General features: G+C 61.2%; 14 protein-coding genes. 4 read left to right on the top strand and 10 right to left on the bottom strand.

The window, feature by feature from the left end:
* Nucleotides 1-10: 10 nt before the first annotated feature.
* Entirely contained in the window at nt 11-892 is an 882-nt protein-coding gene (locus AC1RBR_RS21150; RefSeq protein WP_492566457.1) for a LysR substrate-binding domain-containing protein, read from the bottom strand.
* A gap of 228 nt (nt 893-1,120) precedes the next feature.
* Between AC1RBR_RS21150 and AC1RBR_RS21145 the strand changes: the two genes are divergently transcribed.
* The gene (locus AC1RBR_RS21145) at nt 1,121-2,758 is read left to right on the top strand and encodes a 5-guanidino-2-oxopentanoate decarboxylase (protein WP_492566455.1); all 1,638 of its coding nucleotides are present in this window, start codon (nt 1,121-1,123) and stop codon (nt 2,756-2,758) included.
* Nucleotides 2,755-4,206, top strand: coding sequence for an aldehyde dehydrogenase family protein (locus AC1RBR_RS21140; RefSeq protein ID WP_492566453.1), 1,452 nt, complete (start codon nt 2,755-2,757; stop codon nt 4,204-4,206). Before AC1RBR_RS21145 ends, AC1RBR_RS21140 begins: the two co-directional genes overlap by 4 nt.
* A gap of 162 nt (nt 4,207-4,368) precedes the next feature.
* Here the strand turns inward: AC1RBR_RS21140 and AC1RBR_RS21135 are convergent, their stop codons facing one another.
* Entirely contained in the window at nt 4,369-5,298 is a 930-nt protein-coding gene (locus AC1RBR_RS21135; protein WP_108183644.1) for an AraC family transcriptional regulator, read from the bottom strand.
* A gap of 337 nt (nt 5,299-5,635) precedes the next feature.
* On the opposite strand from AC1RBR_RS21135, the gene AC1RBR_RS21130 reads away from it, so the two are divergent.
* Both AC1RBR_RS21130 and AC1RBR_RS21125 read left to right on the top strand, forming a co-directional pair.
* Nucleotides 5,636-5,989 carry an antibiotic biosynthesis monooxygenase family protein gene (locus tag AC1RBR_RS21130; protein ID WP_095136993.1) on the top strand — a complete coding sequence of 118 codons (354 nt, stop codon included), beginning with the start codon at nt 5,636-5,638 and terminating at the stop codon, nt 5,987-5,989.
* A gap of 43 nt (nt 5,990-6,032) precedes the next feature.
* A complete protein-coding gene (locus AC1RBR_RS21125) occupies nt 6,033-6,275 on the top strand; it encodes a hypothetical protein (protein WP_047296118.1) in 243 nt (80 codons plus the stop codon).
* A gap of 6 nt (nt 6,276-6,281) precedes the next feature.
* Here AC1RBR_RS21125 and AC1RBR_RS21120 read toward each other — a convergent pair whose 3' ends face one another.
* From AC1RBR_RS21120 to AC1RBR_RS21085, 8 genes are all read right to left on the bottom strand, one after another.
* Nucleotides 6,282-6,911: a flavin reductase family protein gene (locus tag AC1RBR_RS21120; RefSeq protein ID WP_095136994.1), complete on the bottom strand. Its 630-nt coding sequence runs from the start codon at nt 6,909-6,911 to the stop codon at nt 6,282-6,284.
* A 260-nt stretch (nt 6,912-7,171) separates the two neighbouring features.
* Nucleotides 7,172-7,447 carry a hypothetical protein gene (locus tag AC1RBR_RS21115; protein WP_095136995.1) on the bottom strand — a complete coding sequence of 92 codons (276 nt, stop codon included), beginning with the start codon at nt 7,445-7,447 and terminating at the stop codon, nt 7,172-7,174.
* 414 nt (nt 7,448-7,861) lie between these two features.
* On the bottom strand, nt 7,862-9,181 hold the full coding sequence (locus AC1RBR_RS21110; RefSeq protein ID WP_007965880.1) for an MFS transporter: 1,320 nt from the start codon (nt 9,179-9,181) through the stop codon (nt 7,862-7,864).
* A gap of 321 nt (nt 9,182-9,502) precedes the next feature.
* Nucleotides 9,503-10,834 carry a sigma-54-dependent transcriptional regulator gene (locus AC1RBR_RS21105; protein ID WP_492566450.1) on the bottom strand — a complete coding sequence of 444 codons (1,332 nt, stop codon included), beginning with the start codon at nt 10,832-10,834 and terminating at the stop codon, nt 9,503-9,505.
* The gene (locus AC1RBR_RS21100) at nt 10,834-12,594 is read right to left on the bottom strand and encodes an ATP-binding protein (protein WP_492566449.1); all 1,761 of its coding nucleotides are present in this window, start codon (nt 12,592-12,594) and stop codon (nt 10,834-10,836) included. Before AC1RBR_RS21100 ends, AC1RBR_RS21105 begins: the two co-directional genes overlap by 1 nt.
* Nucleotides 12,595-12,671: 77 nt before the next feature.
* On the bottom strand, nt 12,672-15,494 hold the full coding sequence (locus AC1RBR_RS21095; RefSeq protein WP_492566447.1) for an RHS repeat domain-containing protein: 2,823 nt from the start codon (nt 15,492-15,494) through the stop codon (nt 12,672-12,674).
* A gap of 27 nt (nt 15,495-15,521) precedes the next feature.
* Entirely contained in the window at nt 15,522-18,251 is a 2,730-nt protein-coding gene (locus AC1RBR_RS21090) for an RHS repeat domain-containing protein (RefSeq protein WP_492566445.1), read from the bottom strand.
* Nucleotides 18,236-22,762 carry a SpvB/TcaC N-terminal domain-containing protein gene (locus AC1RBR_RS21085; RefSeq protein WP_492566443.1) on the bottom strand — a complete coding sequence of 1,509 codons (4,527 nt, stop codon included), beginning with the start codon at nt 22,760-22,762 and terminating at the stop codon, nt 18,236-18,238. The genes AC1RBR_RS21090 and AC1RBR_RS21085 overlap by 16 nt, the downstream gene beginning before the upstream one ends.
* Nucleotides 22,763-22,802: the final 40 nt, after the last annotated feature.

The raw sequence follows: 22,802 nt of genomic DNA, 5'->3' as shown, positions 1-22,802 counted from the left end.
ATGTGGTGTTTCAGCGGGTATGCGCCTGTTCCACCAGCCAGATCATCAATTCCTCCAGCTGCGGCGACGCTTCCCCGCCCTGCGGCATCACCACGTAGTACCCCAGCCCCGTCTTCACCTTCAGATCAAACGGCATCACCAGCCGTCCGGCGCGCAGGTCGTCGCCGATCAGCGACCAGTCGCCAATCGCCACCCCCGTCCCATGCGACGCCATCGACATTGCCTGATCCAGCGTCTCGAAATGCTGCCCGTTGTTGACGTTGCTCAACTGCAATTCGGCGGCGGTCAGCCACACGGTCCAGTCCTGCGTGTCGCGGGTCGGATGCAGCAGCAGATGCTGTTGCAGGTCGGCCGGTTCGCTCAGCGCCGGCGGGCCTTTCAATAATGCTGGCGAGCAGACCGGTGTCAGTTGTTCATCAAACAGGTGCAGGGCAGTCGAGGAGTTGTCCGGCGGCGTGCCGTAGATCACCGCCGCATCGAATTGCTCGCGCTGGAAGTCGACGCCATGGGCCAGCGTGGTGGTCAGTTTGACCGGCACGTCCGGGCGTTCCTTTTGCCATTGCAGCAGGCGCGGCACCAGCCAGCGCATCACGCAGCTGGGGGCCTTGAGTTGCAGGGTTTGCCGCTTGCGCCCGATCTGCTCGGTGGCTTCGCTGATCAAACCGAAGATCTTTTCCACCCGTGGCAGCCAGTCGCGTCCTTCGGCGGTCAGTTCCAGGCCTCGGGCCAGACGGATGAATAGCTCATACCCCAGATGATCCTCCAGCCCGGCGATCTGCCGGCTCACGGCGCCCTGAGTGATGTGCAACTGCTCGGCCGCCCGGGTGAAGTTGCAGCACTGCGCGGTGATCAGAAACGTGTGCAGGGCGGGCAGGGGAGGCAGTCGTTTCATGGGGAACCAAGCTATGACGTGAGGACATGGCTAGTATGACTTTTAATCGATTGTTGCCGCTACCTGCCGCCCGTTCAATGAGCTCATTCCACGGACTCTTGTGGGAGCGGGCTTGCTCGCGAATGCGGTGTGTCATCCCCATTGATGTTGGCTGACACACCGCCTTCGCGAGCAAGCCCGCTCCGACCAGGGACTCGGTGTCTCAAACGAACAAAAAGGGCAATCGACATGGCGACGTGTGGCGAAGTACTGGTCAAGTTACTCGAGGATTACGGGGTCGAGCAGGTGTTCGGCATTCCCGGAGTGCACACCGTGGAGCTGTATCGCGGGCTGGCCCGTTCGAGCATCAACCACGTCACTCCACGGCATGAACAGGGCGCCGGTTTCATGGCCGACGGCTATGCGCGCACCAGCGGCAAACCGGGGGTGTGCTTCATCATTACCGGCCCGGGCATGACCAACATCACCACCGCGATGGGCCAGGCCTACGCCGACTCGATCCCGATGCTGGTGATCTCCAGCGTTCAGACCCGCAGCCAGTTAGGCGGCGGTCGCGGCAAGCTCCACGAGTTGCCGAATCAGAGTGCGCTGGTCGGCGGCGTCGCGGCGTTCTCTCACACCCTGATGTCGGCGGCGGAATTGCCCGGCGTGCTGGCCCGTGCTTTCGCACTGTTTCAGGCCGGGCGCCCGCGTCCGGTGCACATCGAGATTCCGCTGGACGTGCTGGTGGAAGAAGCCGATGAGCTGCTCGCCAGCATTCCGGTGCATATCGACCGCGCCGGGGCTGCACCAGCTGCCGTACAGTGCATGACCGAGTTGCTGGCCGGCGCTCAGCGTCCGCTGATTCTCGCCGGTGGCGGCGCCATCGATGCCGCTGCCGAACTCACCGAGCTGGCCGAATTGCTCGACGCCCCGGTGGCGCTGACCATTAACGCCAAAGGCATGCTGCCCTCCAGCCATCCGTTGTTGATCGGCTCGACACACAGCCTGGTTGCCACTCGCGCACTGGTGGCCGATGCCGACGTGGTGCTGGCGATCGGCACCGAACTGGCCGAAACCGATTACGACGTGACCTTCGCCGGCGGCTTCGAGATTCCCGGCAAGTTGCTGCGTATCGACATCGACGCCGATCAGACCGTGCGCAACTATCCGCCGCACGTGGCGTTGGTTGCCGACTCGCGCAACGCCGCGCAAGCGCTGCTCAGCGCGTTGTCGCAGCAGCCGTTGGCTGAGCGTTGCAACGATTGGGGCCAGGTGCGGGCCGCACGTCTGCGTGATGAGCTGGCCGCGACCTGGGATGCGCCAACCCTGGCCCAGACGCGCTTCCTCGAAACCGTGCTGCACGAGTTGCCAGACGCAGTATTCGTCGGCGACTCCACACAACCGGTGTACACCGGCAACCTCACGTTCAACCCGGAACGACCACGACGCTGGTTCAACTCGTCCACCGGTTACGGCACCCTCGGTTACGCCTTGCCGGCAGCCATTGGCGCGTGGCTGGGCGGTAGCGTCAAGGGCGGTGCTCGTCCGCCCGTGGTGTGCCTGATCGGCGACGGTGGCTTGCAGTTCACCCTGCCGGAACTGGCCAGCGCGGTTGAAGCGCGCACGCCGGTGATCATCCTGCTGTGGAATAACCAGGGCTACGAAGAGATCAAGAAGTACATGGTCAACCGCGCCATCGAACCGGTCGGCGTCGACATCTACACCCCGGATTTCATCGGCGTGGCCAAGGCCCTGGGCTGCGCCGCCGAAGCGATCAGCTCGGTCGAACAATTGCGTGGCGCGCTGCGCGCCGCCACCGATCGTCAGGGCCCGACCCTGATCGAAATCGACCAGACCCAATGGACGCAGGCGGTGGCCCAATGATCAATTTCCCCACCACACTCGATGGCCTGTACATCAACGGCCAATGGTCGGCCGGACGCGAACACCTGCGGGTGATCAACCCGGCGACCGAAGCGCTGCTGACCACGGTCAATGGCGGCGACGAAAGCGCGGTCGATCTGGCCGTCAGCGCCGCCACTGAAGCATTCAAGCGCTGGTCGAAAACCAGCGGTGCCGAACGCGCTGCGATTCTGCGCAACATCGCCAACGGCGTGCGCGACGGTCGCGATCATCTGATGAAGTTGCAGTCGAGCAACAACGGCAAACCGCAATTCGAAGCGGCGATCGACGTCGATGATGTGATCGCCACGTTCGAGTACTACGCCGAATTGGCCGAAGGTCTCGACGCACAACTCGACAGCAATGTGGCGCTGCCCAGTGATGACTTCAGCGCACGTCTGCGCCGAGAGCCGTGCGGCGTGGTCGGGCTGATCGTGCCGTGGAATTTCCCGATGGTCACCACCGCGTGGAAACTCGCGCCGGCGCTGGCCGCCGGTTGCTGCGTGGTGCTCAAACCGTCGGAAGTCACGCCGCTGCCGGAGCTGGAACTGGCGGCGATCATCGCTGAGTCCGGTCTGCCCAACGGCGTGTTCAACCTGGTGTGCGGCACGGGTCTGGCGGTCGGTGCGCCGCTGTCGGCGGATCCGCGCATTGCGAAGATTTCCTTCACTGGCAGCAACGCCGTCGGCGTGCAGGTGATGCAGCGCGCTGCGGAAACGGTGAAGGGCGTGAGCCTGGAACTGGGGGGCAAATCCTCGTTGCTGGTGCTCGAAGATGCCGATCTGGAACTGGCGGTGGAACTGGCTTGCGGCGGCGGTTTCTTCAATGCCGGGCAGATGTGCTCGGCCACCAGTCGCGTGCTGGTTGCCGATGAGCTGGCCGATGAGTTTCTTGAACGTCTGCAAAAGCGCGCGCAAGCGATTCGCGTGGCTGACCCTTTTGACTCGGACGTGGAGATGGGCGCACTGGTCAATCAGGCGCAATACCAGCGCGTGCTCGGCCACATCGACCGTGGTTTAAGTGCCGGGGCGAAGCTGGTGTGCGGCGGTAATCGTCCGGCGGATCTGCCGCGCGGCTATTTTTTGCAGCCGACGGTGTTCACCGACGTGCCCCTCGACAGTGCGTTGTGGTGTGAAGAGATCTTTGGCCCGGTGCTCTGCGTGCGCCGTTTCAGCAGCGAAGCCGAGGCGATTGCCCTGGCCAACGACAGCCAGTTCGGGCTGGTCGCCAGTGTGGTGACGCGTAATGCCGAGACTGCCGACCGCGTCGCAAACGCCCTGCAGGCGGGGCTGGTGTGGCTCAACGCGCCGCAAGTGATCTTCCCGCAGACGGCGTGGGGCGGCTACAAGCAGAGCAGCATCGGCCGCGAATTGGGGCCGTGGGGCCTGGCCGCGTTTCAGGAAATCAAGCACGTGATCCGGGCGCTCTGAACGGCATGTCGGCTGTTGCCGATCTGGTCCGGATTTTTTGCTGAGCATTCCGGCCTCTTCGCGAGCAAGCTCGCTCCCACATTGGATGTGTGATCAACACTAATCCCCTGTGGGGGCGGGCTTGCTCGCGAAAACGTCAGTCGATACAGCGCAATAGGCGGATCAGACCGACTGCCGCAACCGCGCCAGATCCCTTAACGGCGGCGCGCCAAACAAGCGGCTGTACTCGCGGCTGAACTGCGACGGGCTTTCGTATCCCACGCGATAGCCCGCTGCCGACGCTTCCAGCCCTTCGGCCAGCATCAGGCGTCGCGCCTCTTGCAGGCGCAGCTGCTTCTGGTACTGCAGCGGACTCATCGCGGTCATCGCCTTGAAACGGTGATGCAAGGTCGAGACGCTGAGGTTCACTTCTTTCGCCAGATCATCGATGCGCAGCGGCTGTTCGAAGTTGCCGTTGAGCCATTTGATCGCCTGGCTGATGCGGTGGCTCTGGCTGTTGGCAATCGCGATTTCATACAAACGGTGACCCTGCGGACTGCGCAGCAGGCGATAGAGAATCTCCCGGCGAATCAGTGGCGCGAGCATGGCGATGTCTTTCGGCGCATCCAGCAGTCGCGCCAGACGCAACACCGCGTCGAGCATCGCGCTGTCGATCTTTTCCACATACAGGCCGCGCCCGGTCGGCCGGGTCGGCACGCCCATGGGGCCGGCGTCGGCGATCAGTGCAGTGATTTCCGCCGGGTCGATGTCCAGGCGCACGGCGAGGATCGGCTCCTCGGGCGAGACATTCACCACCCGCCCGCTGAGCGGCATCGAGACCGAGACCACCAGGTAATTCAGCGGGTCGTAATTGAAGAACTCATCCGCCAGTCGTACCTCTTTGCGGCCCTGGGCCATGATGCACAGCGCCGGTTGCGCGAGTACCGGGGCGAAGTCGTGGGACTGGGTATGGCGCGACATGAACAGCGAGCCGATGGCGGTCTGGTAACTGCCGTCGTCCGTGGTGTTGCGGCGGATGATCGCCGCGAGTTCTGCGCGCTGTTTTTCCATGTCGGCATCGGGCGGAGACTGAAAACGATCGAATGACGTCATGCACGGCATCCTCGGCAAGGAATCTGGAATGGAGCAGAGCATATGTTTGTGCAAGCGCCAGCGGTAGACACATCCTGTCAAATGCTTGCCTGATTCTGCATTGGTTTGCCGGCGTGACCAGCCATAGCAGGAGACAGGGCGGAAAACTTGCTTGATACGCCGCATGACAACCGCGTGACGCTGTTTTGCAGGTTGTTACAAGCCCTGTGCGCAGTCTCGCAGGATTGTGCAACAGGCCGGCAGGAATCGACTAACGGCATCTTGCGCCTGGCCCTTAACCTTTGATCCTGTCGCAGCCCGTCCCCGGCTGCCACGCGACTCCCTGGGAGGGTTGAACATGTCCAAGCAGATTCCCGTCAGTCATATGGCCTTCGTTCGAGCGCGCGCCGGACGCTCCGCCGAACTGGGTGTACGCCTCAGTGCCTTGATCGAACCGTCACGCAACGCCCCCGGTTGCCTGAACTTCGCCTTGCAGCATTCGCAATGCGATCCGGACCTGTGGCTGGTCTCCGGGTTTTGGAGCCATCAACAGGCGATGACCGCGTATTTCAACAGCCCGTCGATGCAGATCTTTGCCGAGTTGGTTCAGGACCTGGTGGTCAACAGCCTGGATTTCCACACCTTCAAAGAGGTGTCGGCGGCGCAGGCGCTCGGACAATGCCCGGCACCGATACACAAACTCGCCGGTTGAGGGTTTAATGTCCGGCTTATTCATCTGAGCCAGGATGTGTGCCATGGCACGTAAAGAGTTCGAACACTTCGAAGCAGTCTCCGCAGTCGTCCCCGTCGAGCTGGGCGGCAACAAGGGTTACCACGCGGCAATCGCGGTCAAGGCCCTGGTCGATGGCGGTGCGCCACGCTTCCACAAACTGCTGGGTGATCAGGTGTTCCCCGGCGCCATCGCGGCCGATGACGCGGCGACCCAGGAGCTGGAACGTCTGCAGGGCGTCACTGATGACGCCGAGCTGATCTGGTAACTGTGCTTACTTGCCCGCACCCGGGCGCCACATCTTGAACAAGGCCTCTGGCCCCAACTGGAAATAATCCGCCGGCCCGCCGCCGCGCAGAATCGGTTCTGCCGCGGCGGTGTCGTAGATCCCGTCCTTCAACAGCCACTTGGCGATATGCACAGCGACCACTTCGCCGAGAATCAGCCAGCTCGGCACGGTTTCGCCATCGGCGCGCTGCAACTGAATGATCTGCGTGACCTTGCACTCGAAGGACACCGGGCTTTCGGCCACCCGTGGCACCGCAATCACCTTCGACGCCACGGGCGTCAGCCCCGCCAGTTCAAACTCGTTGACCTCAGGCGCGACCATCGCGCAGCTCTGGTTCATCTGCTCGGCCAGCGGCCGGGTGGCGAGGTTCCAGACGAACTCGCCGGTCTGCTCGATGTTGTTCAGGCTGTCTTTGCGTCCGACGCTGGAAAAACCAATGATCGGCGGAATGTAGTTGAACGCGTTGAAGAAGCTGTAAGGCGCAAGGTTCAGCCGGCCGTGGGCATCCTGCGAAGAAATCCAGCCGATAGGGCGCGGGCCGACGATGGCGTTGAACGGATCGTGAGGCAGGCCGTGGCCGTTGGCGGGTTCGTAGAAGTGGATGTCATCGGACATGGCTGGGGTTCCTGGAGGGCGTTCGTAGACGGCTAATAGTGCAAGTCTGAAACAGCATTTTCCAGTCACACAAAGATATTCCAGTTGATGCAATCCCCTTTGTGGGAGCGGGCTTGCTCGCGAATGCAATCTTTCAGTTGCCACCGTGGTTGACTGACCCAGCGCTTTCGCGAGCAAGCCCGCTCCCACAGGGGATATTTGTCATGCCCCAGAAATGACTAAGCCCGGCCGAAGCCGGGCTGTGGGGAGACTGCCGATGATCAGCTGATGGCGGCAGCGGTACCGGTTTTATCGAAGCCGTCAGCGGCGATGGCATTGGCAGTACCGGTCTTGTCGAAGCCATCGGCGGCGACGGTTTTGCCGAGGTTGGTTTTATCGAAACCGTCAGCGGCGTAAGTACCCGAATGGCTGGTTTCGATGGCAGCGCTGGCGCCGTTGATGAAGTCGGCGGATTTGGTTCTGTCCGAGCCATCGGCAGCGAAGGTGTTGGCGGCCAGTACGGACAGGGTCAGGGCGAGGATCAGTTTGGTTTTCATGTTCTTTACTCCAGATTCGTTGGTGGGTGTGTCTTGCATGGGTTTAATGCTACGCCAAATAAGTTGATTAAAAAGCGCAAATTAATGCTAAAAACAATCGATTAAATTGATATTAAGGGCGGCGCGTTGAAAACGCTTTCGTCTTCGGAGCGAGCGTCGCAGGTCATCGATCAGGTGATTGCAGAATGAGGGGGCAGCATTAATCAGCGATTAATCGTTGTTACCCGACGGTGAGGGATTTTTCATACTTGCGGTTGGCAAGTGGGGCTGCCGAGTTGTCCTGATAGATCTGGAACCAGGGTGCGCCTCTCGCGAACAAGCCAGCTCCCACAGAGGAGTGCATTCCACTGTGGGAGCTGGCTTGTTCGAGAAGGGGCCCCTACAGCCACCGTTGCAGTGGCTGTGGAAATCCGATCAGTCAGTCACGATCCGCGAATGTTTCTGCGTGTCTTTCATGGTGATGTACACCAGCAGCGACACCGCGATGCACGCGGTCACGTACCAGTAGTAACCGGTTTCCATGCCGATGCTCTTGAACCAAAGCGCGATGTATTCGGCGGTGCCGCCGAAGATCGACACGGTCAGTGCGTACGGCAGGCCGACGCCCAGCGCGCGGATTTCGGTCGGGAACAGCTCGGCTTTCACCACGGCGTTGATCGAGGTGTAGCCGCTGACGATGATCAGTGCCGCCATGATCAGGAAGAACGCGCCCCACCAGGTCTGGATGGTGTGCAGGGTCATCAGGATCGGCACGGTGAAGATCGTCCCGAGCACACCGAAGGCGATCAGGATCGGACGCCGACCGATCTTGTCCGACAGGCCACCGATGATCGGCTGCAGGCACATGAACAGGAACAGCGTGGCGGCGGAAATGGTGGTCGAGTCGGAGATGCTCATGCCGACGGTGTTCACCAGATATTTCTGCATGTAAGTGGTGTAGGTGTAGAACGCCAGCGTACCGCCCATGGTCAGGCCGACCACGGTCAGCAGTTCTTTCGGGTGGCGCATCAAGGTGCGCATCGCGCTTTCCTTGGACTTCTCTTTCTTGGTGAACGACTCGGTTTCTTCCATGCCGCGACGCAGGTACAGCGCAACGATCGCGCACAGTGCGCCGATGGCGAACGGAATACGCCAGCCCCACGCGTACAGCTGTTCAGTGGTCAGCATGTTCTGCAGCACGATCAGCACGCCCAGCGCGATGAGCTGGCCGGAGATCAGGGTCACGTACTGGAAGCTGGAGAAGAAACCGCGACGCTCCCTGGTCGCCATCTCCGACAGGTAGGTGGCCGAGGTGCCGTACTCGCCACCGACCGACAGACCCTGCAGCAAGCGCGCGAAGACCAGCAGGATCGGCGCGCCGATGCCGATGGTTTCGTAGTTGGGGCTAAGAGCGATCAGCAAGGAGCCGAAACACATCAGGTAGACCGAGGCCATCAAGGCTTTCTTGCGACCGACCTTGTCGGCGTACAGGCCCATCAGCCAGCCACCGATCGGACGCATCAGGAAGCCCACGGCGAAGATCGCGGCGGTGTTCATCAGTTGCGCGGTGGTGGAACCGGCGGGGAAGAAGGTCTTGGCGAAGTACAGCGAGAAAGCGGCGTAGACGTACCAGTCGTACCACTCGACCATGTTGCCGACCGAGCCGCTGAAGATCGATTTGATCCGGCTGGCGGTGGTTCTTTCTTTGGCGGGCGCGGCAGCCGACCCAAGGGGCAGGGCGTTGGAGTTATCCATTGAAGGATCCTTCGTTTAATTGTTTTTGTGGAGCGCGTTGGAACGCAGCCTGCCTGGGCTATAGCAGGAGCTGTGCCAACGGGGGGAGGGGCGGTTTAGAGGGGGTGGCAGGATTTTATGAGCGGAAATCCGCTTATATCTGGATTCTGGTGAGCGGAAAATTGCTCATTCGGGCTGATGGATAAATGCTGCCTGTGCGGGCCTCTTCGCGGGCAAGCCCGCTCCCACAGGGTTTCGTGCTGAACACAGAATGTGTGAACACCACCGACCACTGTGGGAGCGGGCTTGCTCGCGAAGAGGCCCGATCAATCACTGCAAAATTCAGCTGCCCGGAACAAACATCTCCCGACTCAACCCATGCCGCTGCAGCTTTTCATTGAAGGTTCGGCGCGGCACTTGCAACTCTTCCAGCACCGCTTTCACATCGCCCTTGTGCCGGGTCAGCGCCGCACGCAGGCACTGCGCTTCAAAGGCTTCCTGCTGCGCCGCGAGCGATTGGCCCGGATCGATGCCCTGCACCGGCTCATCCAGCCCCAGCACCTGGCGCTCGGCGACGTTCGCCAGTTCGCGCACGTTGCCCGGCCAGTCGTGGCTGAGCAGGTGGCTCAATTGCGCTCCGCTCAACGGTGGAAAGCTGCGACCCAGGCGCTGGGCGGCGCTGAAGGCGAACGACTCGAACAGCAGCGGAATGTCCTCGCGGCGATCGCGCAGCGGTGGCAGGCGCAGCTCGGCGACGTTCAGGCGATACGCCAGGTCTTCGCGAAAACGTCCGGCCCGGGCCTCATCCAGCAGATCAGGTTTGGTCGCGGCGACGATCCGCAGATCGACGCGAATGCTCTGGTTCGAACCCAGCCGCTCCAGCTTCTGTTCCTGCAACACCCGCAGCAATTTCACCTGCTGAGCCAGCGGCATGCTTTCGATCTCATCGAGAAACAGCGTGCCGCCGTCGGCGTATTCCAGTTTGCCGATGCGCTTGCCGGACGCGCCGGTGAACGCGCCACTTTCATGACCGAACAACTCGGCTTCGAACAACTGCTCGGGAATCGCCGCACAGTTCAGCGCCACGAAGGGCTTGGCGGCGCGCGGGCCGAAATCATGCAGGCAGCGGGCGATCAGTTCCTTGCCGCTGCCGGTTTCACCGCGGATCAACACGTTGACCGGCAGCGCCGCCAGATCCAGCACCTGTCGACGCAAAGTCTGCATGCCACGGGACACGCCGAGCAGCGTCGCATCGAGGCGGGCGCGGTGGTCGGCCTGCTCGTGCAGGGCACGGTTTTCCAATACCAGGCGCCGCTTGTCGAGCGCCCGGCGCAGGCTGCCAAGCAGGGTTTCCGGGCTGAACGGTTTTTCCAGAAAATCGTAGGCGCCGTCCCGCATGGCTTCGACCGCCATCGGCACATCACCGTGACCGGTCAGCAGTATCACCGGCAAATCGCTGTCACGGCGCTGCACTTCGGCCAACAACTGCAGACCACTGAGCCCGGGCATGCGCACATCGCTGAGGATCACCCCGGGGAAGTGTGCCGGCAGTGCCGCCAGGCAATCTTCGGCGCGGCTGAACAACTGCACCTCGAACCCCGACAGGCTCAGCCACTGCTCCACAGCGCTGCGAATGCTGCTTTCGTCATCGACCACCATCACCGAGTTGAGCATCAGATGTGTGCCTCCAGATCGATCGGCAGGGTCAGGCTGAACACCGCGCCCGCCTCGCCATTTTCCACGCTCAGGCGCCCGCCGGATTCATGCACGATGGCAAAGGATACTGCCAGCCCGAGACCCAGACCGTCACCCACCGGTTTGGTGGTGAAGAACGGGTCGAACACCTGATTCAAGTGCTGTTCGGCAATTCCGCCGCCATTGTCGATCACGCTCAGGCGCCACAATTGTTCATCCACCTCCAGGCGAATTTCCAGACGCTTGCACGGTTTGCCCTGCATCGCATCGAGGGCGTTGCGCAGCAGGTTGATCAGCACCTGTTCGAGACGGATCGCATCGCCACGCACCCAGGCCGGACGCGTCAGATGCAGCACCAGACTGACCTGTTCATCACGCAGGCGCGCGTCGAGCAGTTGCAGCGACTGGTCAACCACGGTCGCCAGATCCAGCCGTTCGCGCAGGCCGCTGGGGCTTTTGCGGGCGAAGGTTTTCAGGTGGCCGGTGAGCGACGCCATGCGCGTGAGCATGTCGTCCACCGGTTTGAGCGCCTTGTACGCATCATCGACGCGGCCATGTTCGAGCAGCAGGCGCAGGGTCGCCAGTTGCATGCGTTGCGCGGTCAGCGGCTGATTGATTTCGTGGGCTAGTGCGGCGGACATCTGCCCCAGTGCCGCGAGCTTGGCCGATTGCACCAGACCGTCCTGCGCGGTGCGCAGATCGCGGGTGCGTTCTTCGACCAGTTGTTCGAGTTCTTCGCGGTTGCGCTGACGGACTTTCGACAGGCGCCAGCGCTGATTGAGGAACAACAGCAGGAACACCAGCGCCAGCCACACTCCTGCGGCGGCCAGCCCGGCGTTGCGCAAGTCTTCGAAAGCCACTTGCGGGCGGCGCAACAAGTGCAGGGTCCAGCCTTCGGCGGCCAGCGGCAGTGATTCCCACAAGTAGTCCGCCGTTCCGTCCGGGCCTTCGACCCGACGCAGGTCGCTGTTGTCGTCGAAGTGGCGCAGCGACAAATGCGTAAGCGGGATCAGCGATTGTTTGTCGTACTGCCGCGTGCGCTTGATCTCGGCCATGTCGCGGCTGTCCAGTGGCCGCAACGAGCGATAGCGCCAGCCTGCTTGGTTGGCGATGAAGATGATCCCGCGTGCATCGCTGACCAGCAGCGTGTCGCTGCCCTGGCTCCATTCGCGCTCAAGTTCGGGAAACTCCAGCTTGACCACCATCGCCCCAAGAAACTCGGCATTGTCGCCGAGCACCGCGCTGGAAAGAAAATAACCGGGAATGCCGCTGGTCACGCCCACCGCATAAAAGCGTCCGCTGCCCTGCGTGCGGGTCTGGCTGAAGTACGGCCGGAATCCGTAGTTGTGGCCGACGTAACTGCTCGGCAGGCGCCAGTTGCTGGCGGCCACCGCGAGGCCAGTGTGATCGAGCAGTTCAAGGGTCGAGGACTGCGCCGCGCCGTTGATCTGCTCCAGCTTCAGATTCAGCGCGTTTTGTTGTTCAGCACCCACCGGCCCGGCCAGCGCGCTGCGCAATTGCGGGTCCAGCGCCAGCACGGCGGGCAGGGCGCGATAGCGGTCGATCAGGGTGTGCAGCGAGTTGGCATACAGCGCCAATTGCTGGCTGGCGCGGGTGGCGTCTTCCTCCAGCGCCTGACGTTCGGCGTGGCGGATGGCAAGGGTCGCAGCGATGGCCGCGCCGGCAATGATCAGCAGGGTGTACAACGACAAACGCAGGGTACGGGAAGTCGGCAGCATGCTGGGCTAATGGATAGAGGGACGGGCGGGCACGATAGCATGTGCTCGTCCGTCCTTCTCATTTGTGCGCGCGCAGATCAGACAGATGTGAATTGGCTGGATCTGGAACGCAGCATAGTGCGCGTGTATTCCAGCTCGTTGATCACGGCCGCCGTGGCATGCCATAGATTTTGCGGTGTATCGCCTTCGTTTCTGCCCAATAGCCCATAGGTATTTATTGCCTTGAAGCCACCGGCTTCGAAGGCGTTTTCAATGTCGTTCATGTTGGCGGACAAATAATCGATCAGCCCACTCACATTGGCGATGCCCTTGGCCGTTTTTTCAGCGCTGAGCTCATGACTTGCTCCAGCGATTTCATGGGCTATTTCAACTGCACCCAAAAGAGTACTCGCCGTGGCGCTGATTTCAGCGGCGGCTTGCGGCAACATTTCCTTGGCACCGACACTGATCAGCGTGGACGCCACCTCCTTGGAGCCCTTGAGCACACCCTTCTGCGTATCGGGGATCATTTTTGCGTACTTTTGCTGCAGGTAATCGATCGGTGCCATGGTTTTATATTCGGCTTTCCCGACAATTTTTTCCTTGGACAGGCGGCTGGCCTTGAATTTGACAGAGGCGCTGGCGCCGGTGCGCTCGGCGGCGTAATCCCACAATCCACTGATCAGTTTCTTTGCGCCAATGCCCATCGCGACCCCAACGACGTTACCCGCGCCGGGAGCGACGGCGCCCAGCGCCTGGGCGCCCATGCCGACCAGAATACCGCCACCGTAAGACACTATCTGTCCTGTCAGATGTACACCGGTGCGGCGCACGATGGCACCGGTAAATTGTGCCGTCGAGCGCTGATTGAGTACCTGTTGCTGGGCATCCAGACCCCGGCGCAGTGACAGCGCCAGAATGTTCAGGTGACGTTCGACCTGTTGTGACAGGTTATCCCGGTCCCGGTAACGCCGCTCTTTCGCTGCACTCAGTGCCTTTCTCTGATCGCGCTGAGCGGGTGTTTCGAGAAAACTGTCCCAGCTCTGGCCGTCGGTGTCGATGTGGCCAATCGGGTTGTTGGCGACAAAGGCATACAGATTCAGCCCGTCGATATCCATCGCCGGATCAGCACTGACCCAGCGTTGCAACCACGCTGCGTAATAGCGTGCGCCGTAGTAATAAAGGCCGCTGCTGTCCATTTCCCGGCCTGAGTAGCGGATGGTTTTGTAGCTGACTTCCAGCGCCGAACGAGTCGCCAGCCAGGCTGTTCCACCAAACGCGTAGTAATGCTCCAGACTGATGACGTCAGCCTGCCGATCCAGCTCCAATGCGCAAGAGCCGAGATGGTCATCAAGGTTGTAGCGCAGTTGATCCGCTTCGATGCCGGGCGGTCGGCCACTTAGCCAATGCAGGCAACGGGCGCCGGGCAGCACGATGACATGCAGTTGCTGGCCGTCGCTGCGGCTGTGGATCTCCAGACCTGGCAGGTAACGTACCTCGCGGCGATCGGTGATCGACGGCGTATGCCTCCGCGTGCATTTGTAAACGCGCTGACCCTGGCTGTAGCGATAGATTTCATCGTCGTCGGGCAGGCCGTTGCTGTGTTGCAGCAGGGTGACGCGGGCCAGTTGATCGTAGCTGTCCCACTCCAGTGGCAGGCCGCCGTGCTGCAGTTTCAGCTGGTTGCCGTGGCGGTCAAAGTAGTCGCCGAACACCGGTTCGGGATCAGCGGGTTGGCAGCGCAGCCCCCGATTGCTGTTGGCGGCGATTTTCATCTGTTGCGTGAAGTTGTGGCCTTTGCGCACATGCACCAGTTCAACCAGGTTATTTCCCGCGTCGTAGTGATACTGCTCGCTGTAGTTGAAGCGCCGCCCTGGGTCGATGGGTTCGATCGGTTGCGGCAAACCTGGCGACTGTTGCGGGATCTGGCCTTCGAATCCGCGACTTTCGCTCAGCCGATAGAGCGAGTCGTAGACAAAATGACGATCACCATCGACGCGTTGATTGGCGAAATACACCGTGGCCAGGGTGCGATCCTCGATACGCAGGACATTGCCGACCGGGTCGTAGGTGTAGTGCAAGTCCTGCAGCGGTTTTTCCTGATCCTTGCAGGCCAGCTGATTCAGCAGGCGACCGTCAGCGGGATCGTACACGCGGCGACTGCGCACACCATTGCCGGCCCGTTGTTCGAGCAGTTGGCCGGAGGCGTTGTACGTGGCAGCGTCGACCACCGGTTGTGCCGCGTCAGCCCCGGCTATCCACAGCGATACCTGACGTAACTGGCCGGCGACATCGTAGCTCGAGCGTTGCCGGTGACCACCGGCGTCGGTGACTTGCACCACATTGCCGTGCGCGTCGAAATCCGTACGAGTGATGAAAGCCGCCGTCTCGCCAGACAGCGTACGGGTTTCACTCACTGCCTTGCCCTGCAGGCTGTAGCCGTCGACCACCACCGTGGCGCCCGGGTCGGCGCTTTCGCTCAGTTCACCGCGCAGGTTATGCCCGGGGTCGGCATTGTGGTCGGCATAGGTGTAGCGCTCGACATCGACTTGCGCGTTTTCATCGACGGCAATCAACCGCATCATCGGGTCGTAGTGATAGCGCCATTGCGTGCCGCGTTGGTCGTGGCGTTGCAACACCTCACCGGCCAGACCGGGCAGGTTTACGCGCCAGCCGGCGTCGACGCTGACGATTTTCAACGCCTCGCCATTCAGCCGATAAACAGTGGTCAGACAAGGCACGGGGAGGCGCGGGTCCCATTGTTCGATCAGGCGGCCGTTGGAGTCGTGGCGTTGACGGTTGATCTGGCATTCGACTTCGGCGCCCGCCACCGCTCGCAGGTAAGCCACGTTTCTGACCGGCAGCCCTCTGGGATCGTGAGCCGACAGAGCAGGCGTACGCCAATGCACTGAAGGATTCATGCGCGCACCTGCGTGCAGTGATTCATTTCAGGCCGCTCTTTTCTGTTGCATGTGTGAAGACACTCTAGGCAGTAACTCAAGGACACGATTCATCTTGCCCAGCACGGCGGTTTCACTCTGCGCGAGACGGTAGCGGGTGCCCTGTGCCGTGGCTATGTTTTCTCGACCGAGACCTTCCAGGTCTTCCAGTGCCTGATCCGACAGTTCCTTGCGGGAATTGAGGTAGTCGGCGACCAGTTCGATACCTTGTTCAACCAGATCCAAGTCGCGTTGCCCCAGTGAGTCATTGAGTGCTTCGGTCACTTCGACACTGAGACGGAAGAAGGCCAGAAATTTTTCCAGATGAGTGCCGCCCGTTAACACATCAGCGGCTCCGATGGTGCCTGCAATTAATATTTCCTTGTTTCCGTCGATGCTGTCCGGGGCATATTTTGAGAACACGGATTTTATTCTCGACTTCCAGCTTTTGGGTTTGGCTTCCATGTTCAGACGACCCACGTCGTAATCTGCACTATCGGGCAAAAGTGCATAACCAAACGAGTTGTCCTCGCCGAGTTTGTCGATTTGTGCGCCTGTAATGTCAGCGGCCAGTGCTGCGGTGCCTATACCTATGGCGATGCCTGTGACCGGGTTTAACGTCAGAAATGTTCCTGCCGCCGCACCGGCGGAAAACGCTGTGGCGGCTGTGATGGAGGAGGCCATAACGTTGAGCAGGGTCAGGGCAGCCTTCTTGCCACTGGAGAGGTAGATATCCTTGACGGAGTTCAAGTGGTTGAATTGATAGATCGATTTATCCAGTTTGGTTGTGACGGTGGCGAGCAAATTCTCATAGTCCTCCACGACTGTTAATAACTCGGAAGCGGTTCGCTGGTGCCCCTGCGCATCGAAATAGCGCAGCGGATTATTCCCCACGAATTCAAACAGATTCAGCCCATCGACATCTCCCGCCGGATCCGCACTGACCCAGCGTTGCAACCATGGCGCGTAATACCGCGCACCGTAGTAATACAAACCGCTGACATCCATTTCCTTGCCTGAATAACGCAGTGTCTTGTAGTCAACCTCGACAGCCGAGTCGGCGCTCATCCACGCGGTCGCGCCGAACGGGTAATAGCCTTCGTGACTGATCAGGCGTGCCTGCTGATCCAGTTCCATCACGCATGAGCCCAGGTGATCATCGAGGGTGTAACGCAACTGGTTGTCGGCAATGCCCGGCGGTTTGCCGCTGAGCCAATGCAGGCAACTGACATGGCCTGCGCCGGCGGCGAGGCTGATGACGTGCAATTGCTCTCCGTTGTCCTTGCTGCGGATCTCCAGTCCGGGCAGGTAGCGCACCTCGTGAAAATGCCGGTGGGAACCGCTGTAGGTGTCATGGCGTTTGTACACGCGCGCACCCTGGCTGTAGTGATAGAACTCGGCGTCATCCAGGCCGTTTTCGCGTTGGACCAGGGTCACCGAGGCCAGTTGATCGCGGGCGTCCCAGCGCAGTGCCTGTCCCGGTTGCAGGGCCATCAAGTTGCCGTGGCGGTCGAATAGCTGATCGAAATCCGGTGCGGGATCACCTTCTTTCCAGCGCACACCGCGATTGCTTGCAGGGTCGATACGCATCTGGCGGGTCTGACAGGCGCCGTCGCGCACATGGCACAGTTGCGTCAGGTTGCCGCCGTTATCGTAGCGGTAGGTCTGCAGGTAATTGCGCCGGTCGTTGGGGTTGCTCGGCTGCGGTCGTCCGGGGAGGTCGCTGGGGGCCGCGTCGTCGTAACCGCTGGCGCTGGTCAGCCGATACAGCGAGTCGTAATGGAACGCACGTTCGCCGTCGACCCGCTGGTTGGCGAAGTGGCTGGGCGTGAACACGTGGTCGAGGATGCGTGTCGGGTTGCCGACCGGATCGTACTCATAGCTGATGTCCTGCAGGGGCGGCTGCGCACCTTTTTGCGCCCACTGCCGCTGCAGGCGCCCAGTGGTTGGTTCGTAGTCCCAGTAGCTGGCAATGCCATTGCCGGTTTGTTGTTCGATGATTTGTCCGACGGCGTTGAAGTGCGTGTCGAGCAACACGTCTTGCCAGTCGTGGTCGCCGGCCAGCAGCAGTTGCAACTGCTTGAGCTGACCGGCGACGTCGTAGCGCGATTGCTGGCGGTGGCCGCCGGCGTCGGTCTGCTCCAGCATCGCGCCCAACGGGCTGAAAATGCGCTGGCTGACAAACACCCGGGCGTCGGCAAAGGTGCGGCTTTCGCGCAGTGGCTGCCCGGCCAGGCTGTAGCTGTCCAGGTGCAGGCTGCCGGACGGGTCGACCTGTTCCACTAATTGACCGCGCTGGTTGTGATCGGGCGGGGCACTGGCATCGGCATAGGTGAAGGTGTCGCTGAGCGGGTCGACGCTGTTGCTGATCGCCACCAGGCGCAGCAGCTCATCGTAGCGGCTGCTCCAGTGCACGCCGCGCGCGTCCCAGCGCTGCAAGGTTTGCCCGGCCAGCCCCGGCAGGCTCAGGCGCCAGCCGGCATCGACGCTGCTGACCTTGAGTGGCTGGCCGTTAAGATTGTAAACGTGGGTGGTACTCGGACCGCTCAGGCGTGGATCGAACTGCGCCACCAGACGCCCGGCAATGTCGTGCTGTTGGCGAGTCACCAAGGCCTCGGCAGCCTCATTGGCCAGCACGCGCAGATAGGCAATCTGACGCAGTGGCAAGCTGCGACTGTCTATCACGACGAGCGACGGTGTACGCCGATGCAGGTTGGCGCTCATCAGTGCAGCGTCCATGGTGATGTCGATTCCGGCTCTGCGGATTCATCAGTGTCGTTGAAGTCTTCGCTGGCCTGATACCACGGATGATAGGTCTCGCGGGAAAAATAGCCCTTGGCATTGATCAACTTGACCACACGCCCGAGCGGGTCATAGAACAGTTGATCGAAGTAGCCGTACCGCCGCAGGGATTGATCATTGACGTAGCCATGAGTGTCGGCAAAAAACGGCCGGAACTGCCGCACCGCGAGCCCTTTGTTGTTGTACTCGACCCGCGCGCTGACCCGCCAGCGCGACTCGGCATGCTCCTCGCGCAGCTGTCCGCGATCGACGATCAGCGACCCATCGGCAGCCACCGCATAGGCGATTCCTGGCTCGACCCGTTGCAGGGTTTGCAACGCGCGGCCAAAGCCGTCCACGTAGCTGATGATGATCTGCACCAATGCCGCAATCGGATCATTCGGGTAACGGTCGGCACTCAGCGCCACGCTGTGCACCGGTTTGCGTGCAACCGTGCTGATGAGTTCGCGCAGGGCCTGTTCGGCGGGAGTCGGCGACGTCAATTGCGCCAGCCGCCGTCGCGCGCTGGCGCGAATGTGCAGGCTCGGCAACACATCGCCGCTGGCCAGCCATTGCTCAAGCAGCTGCGGCGTTGCGCTGACCGCCGCAGGCAGCTGTCCCATCCAGCTGAACAAATCCTTGCGCAAGGTGCTGGCGGCTTTTTGTACGGCCGCTTGCGGGTCGGCAATGGCCGCGTCCGGGCGCGGATCTGCCGGGCGAAGGTATTCGCTGAGTGGGCGGAAGCCAGCGGCAATGCCATTTTCGGTACCGTGGAAACTGGTCGCCAACGGTTGGCCCGAGGGTTCGTAAAGCGCTTCCTGTATGTTTTCGTTGGCATCGATGATGCACCACGGCGCAAGGGCGCAGTAGTCGTATTCGCAGCGGGTGATGCAGCCATCCGGCAGTTCGACGCTGATGATCAGCAGGTGGTACTCGTCGTACTGCGCCTTGGTCCAACCGTGGCTCAGGGTTTCGCGGTATTCAAGTACCCGGAAGAAACCCTTGGCATCGGCGTACTTCGCGTAGTTGTAATGCGCGGACCAGAGGCTTTCTGCGTCCGCGTTTACTGCCGTGTCTTCGAATAGCAGCGCCATCAGTGTGTAACCGATGTTCGCCAGCTCCTGCAGGATATCGAACGGTGGCGGCAGAATGTCGTAGGCGGCGAGGGCCGTCTTGTCGAAGCTTGCCATTTCCAGCGGCCCTTTCAGTGCTTCGAATTGCGCCGAGCCGTCGGGCAGCAGACTGCCGTCCTCTTTGTTGATATAGCGCTGCACGGTTTGCCCGGTCAGCACCCGCAGGGCATTCCACTCGGGCGAGCGAACATGCTCCTTGAGTAAATCCCATGTCATCTGTTGCGGATTGAGGCCCGACGGCAGATCACCTTTGGGCAGCATCAGGGCATTGCTGCGCTGTTGTGAGGGCAGGCCCAGCCGCCATTGTTGGCAGTCGTTCAGATCAATTGCACGCGCGCGGGTTTCGTTGAGATAAAAAAACCGCTGCGCCATGTCATGCGCGTCCCGCCACCACTGTTGTTCGTCGGGGTCGCTGAAAGGCGGAGGATCGCCGGGCAGGCGCCGTCGCGCGTAACTGATGGTCAGGGTGTGAGTGGCGTGGCCGTATTCGCTGCTGGCGAGCAAGACTTCATGACGGCACAACGGGTCGTCAATGAAACCATCGTACTGATAGCTGATTTTTTCCAGGGTCCGTACCAGCAGCACACTTGCCGGCTCTCGCAGGTTGGCGGGCCGGACATCACGCACCAGGTAACGAAATTCTTCTACGGCGTAGAGCCGTGCATTGGCTGGCTCGTCAGTGGCGGTCCAGGTTTCGATGCGGGCGACGGCACCGACCAGCGCGCGTGCGATTTTATAGCGTACGTCTTCGTCGTCTGGCGTGACCGGTTCCTCGCATTCATCACTGTCGTGATAGCGGCTGAATACGGTTGGTCGCAAGTCAACGGCCTCACTGTCACCGTCGAAGTAGCCATGTCTTGGCCGATCCATCGCCTGCCCGGTCAGGTACCAGGTACAGACGCGCACCGGTGCTGTAAAGCCGAGCTCGTCATCGCCCGTGGCACTTTCGCTGTCGGTCTGTTCCCGGTAACCGAAACCCCGAAACTCACGCTCGATGCTGTCGTAGACGCCTTCGCGATAGAAGCATGATTGCGTCAGGCAATTGCCGGTTATTTCATCCAGCTGGCGTTGCCGGGCGACGACTTGAACCGCGAACGGTAGATGGCACACCGGCGTTTCGTCGGGATGATCGGTAAGCCATTGCTGTTTTTCATCCAGCCATTCCTGTGCAGAGCTGCGATAGACCACCTGCGTGGCGCAGCCCATATTGTTGTTGGTAGCGGTCAGCAAGTAAGGCTTGGCCGCGACAAAGTCGTAGCGCCAGTGCTCGGGGGTCATGTGCGGTACCGTCAGGATCAGGCTGGCACAACCCAGGCCTTGCAGGTCGGCGAAACTGACCTGACACAGGCGGTCGTAGCTCACGCCTTCCGGCCACGGCACGAAGACAGGCGTCTGTTCCAGGCCATTGCCCCCACGATTGAGATAGATCTCGAAGCCTGAAGGTTTCAGGCACAGCAAGGCCGGCGCGCCGGAGCCGTCGATATCGGCGATCCGGATGTGCTCTGCGTTGAATTGGTCATACCGGAAGGGCAGGGCACTGATGACCCGACCTTTGCCGAATTTGCCATGCCCCAGATTGGGCCAGCATTTGATTTCGTTGTACCGGATCCGGCACAGCTCGCTCATGTCACTGCCGAGCATGTTGCCCAAAAACACCAGCTCTGTGGGGGCGTTGCCGAACAGCGGCAAACTGTCCTCATCGTCTTCGCGAGGCACGTCTTCGGCGCCGGAAAAACCCTGTTCCCGTTGGTTGGCATACAAGCGCACCGCGCGCGGACCGATCATTGCCAGCGAGTTGAGGCCGTCACCCATCAGGTCGCCGAGCTGCGAAAGAGTGTTGAAAAATTCCAGCGGCATGCCGGTAAACGCGATGAACGGCGCCCAGCTGCGGTCAGCATTCAACGTGCGATACCCGCTGCTGCCCGGTAGGGCCGCGATCCAGTCCAGCCGCCCGTTACCGGTCAGGTCGAGCAAGAACTGCTGGGCGGCGTCGTGCCTGGCCACCGGGATCTGCTCAAGCTCGGTCCAGGAAGCGTAGGTGATGGCGTCTGACCCCGACGTTGCACGCAGCGGTTCGCGGTAATACCAGCATTGATCGTAGCGGCAGAGAAATCCCGGTACACCTTCGCCGTACAGATCGACGCACTGGTAAAACTGTCCGTCCTCAAGGCCCGGCATGGTGTCTTCGGCGAACATCCGTGACGGGGTTTTATTGATCTCGAAGGGTGAGTAATCAAACTCCACCGGCGGTGTCGTCTCCAGCGCGCCGCTGGCATCGAAGGCCTGATAGTGGGCGGCGGTGATCCGGTTGTAAGTCCACGGATCAGAGGGCGACGGGTATTCCAGCAGCAGCCGCCGCACTAACAGCGGATCCTCACCGACAGGCCGCGAGAAGTTGTGGAACATCAGGATTTGCCGGCACAGACGACGTGTGCCCAGCTCGAAACCCTGACCGAAGGTGGAGAACGGATCCCGGCGTTTATCCCAGTCTTCCAGACTGTCGCTACCGTACACCGGAGCCTCTGTCAGTGAACGGGTGCGCTCGCCGTAATCGAACAGCAGATGGAAATGCCAATCCAGTTCGGCCGGATCATCCACGGTCCAGCTATACAAATGCTGGCTGGCAGTGACGTTGCCATAGAACACTGCGCGCACGTAGCGCTGGGCGCGGTAGTCGTGAATAGGGTCGGCGTCCTGATCATCGGCCAGGTAGTCGAAGCAGATGTGCTCGCCATACGGGTTCATGCTTTCGCACAGCAGCCAGCTGCCGACGCGTAGTGCATCGTCCGGGTCAGCCCGGCGCGACGCGCTGGTCTTGCCGTATACCTGCAGTGAGCCGTCTGCGCCGTGGATCAGCCAGAAGGGTGGCTCGGCTGCCGTTTTTGTCGCACGTTGCCAGCGCTCGCGGAGCGCAAAGTCACGTTCGACCCGCGACCAGTAACGCACCACGTTGTGATAGCCGATTTCAATTTCGTTGTAGGAATTTTCAAGGCGCGACTTTAGTGTGCCGTCATCGTTGAGTTCCGGTAGCCACACCTCACCATCGTCACCGATGATTTCATCGAGATCGCTATAACGCGGTACCCCTTTTGCGGTACGACGGCTGATCTGAGCAATGCCCAGGCTCCAGCCGATGCCAAACGGCCCGTTGCCGGCCTGATTGCTGTAACTCAGTGACAGCCGTGGATCCCAGCCACGTCCGGCGGACAGGGGCAGTGGCAGTTCAAATGAAGCCGCGCCAGTGGCGCCAACCGCCCCCCAGCTTTTGCCGATCGTGGTGATCGAGGCGCTGCTGGCGATGGACGGGGTGATGATGCTCAGCTCTTGATCAGCCATGGTCGGATCCATTGCACACGCGAAGCACGTGCGTGGACAG

The organism is Pseudomonas sp. GW823-FHT01D03, from assembly GCF_058798255.1.
The sequence above is the reverse complement of the archived record's forward strand: the minus strand, read 5'-3'. Positions and strand labels throughout refer to the sequence as shown.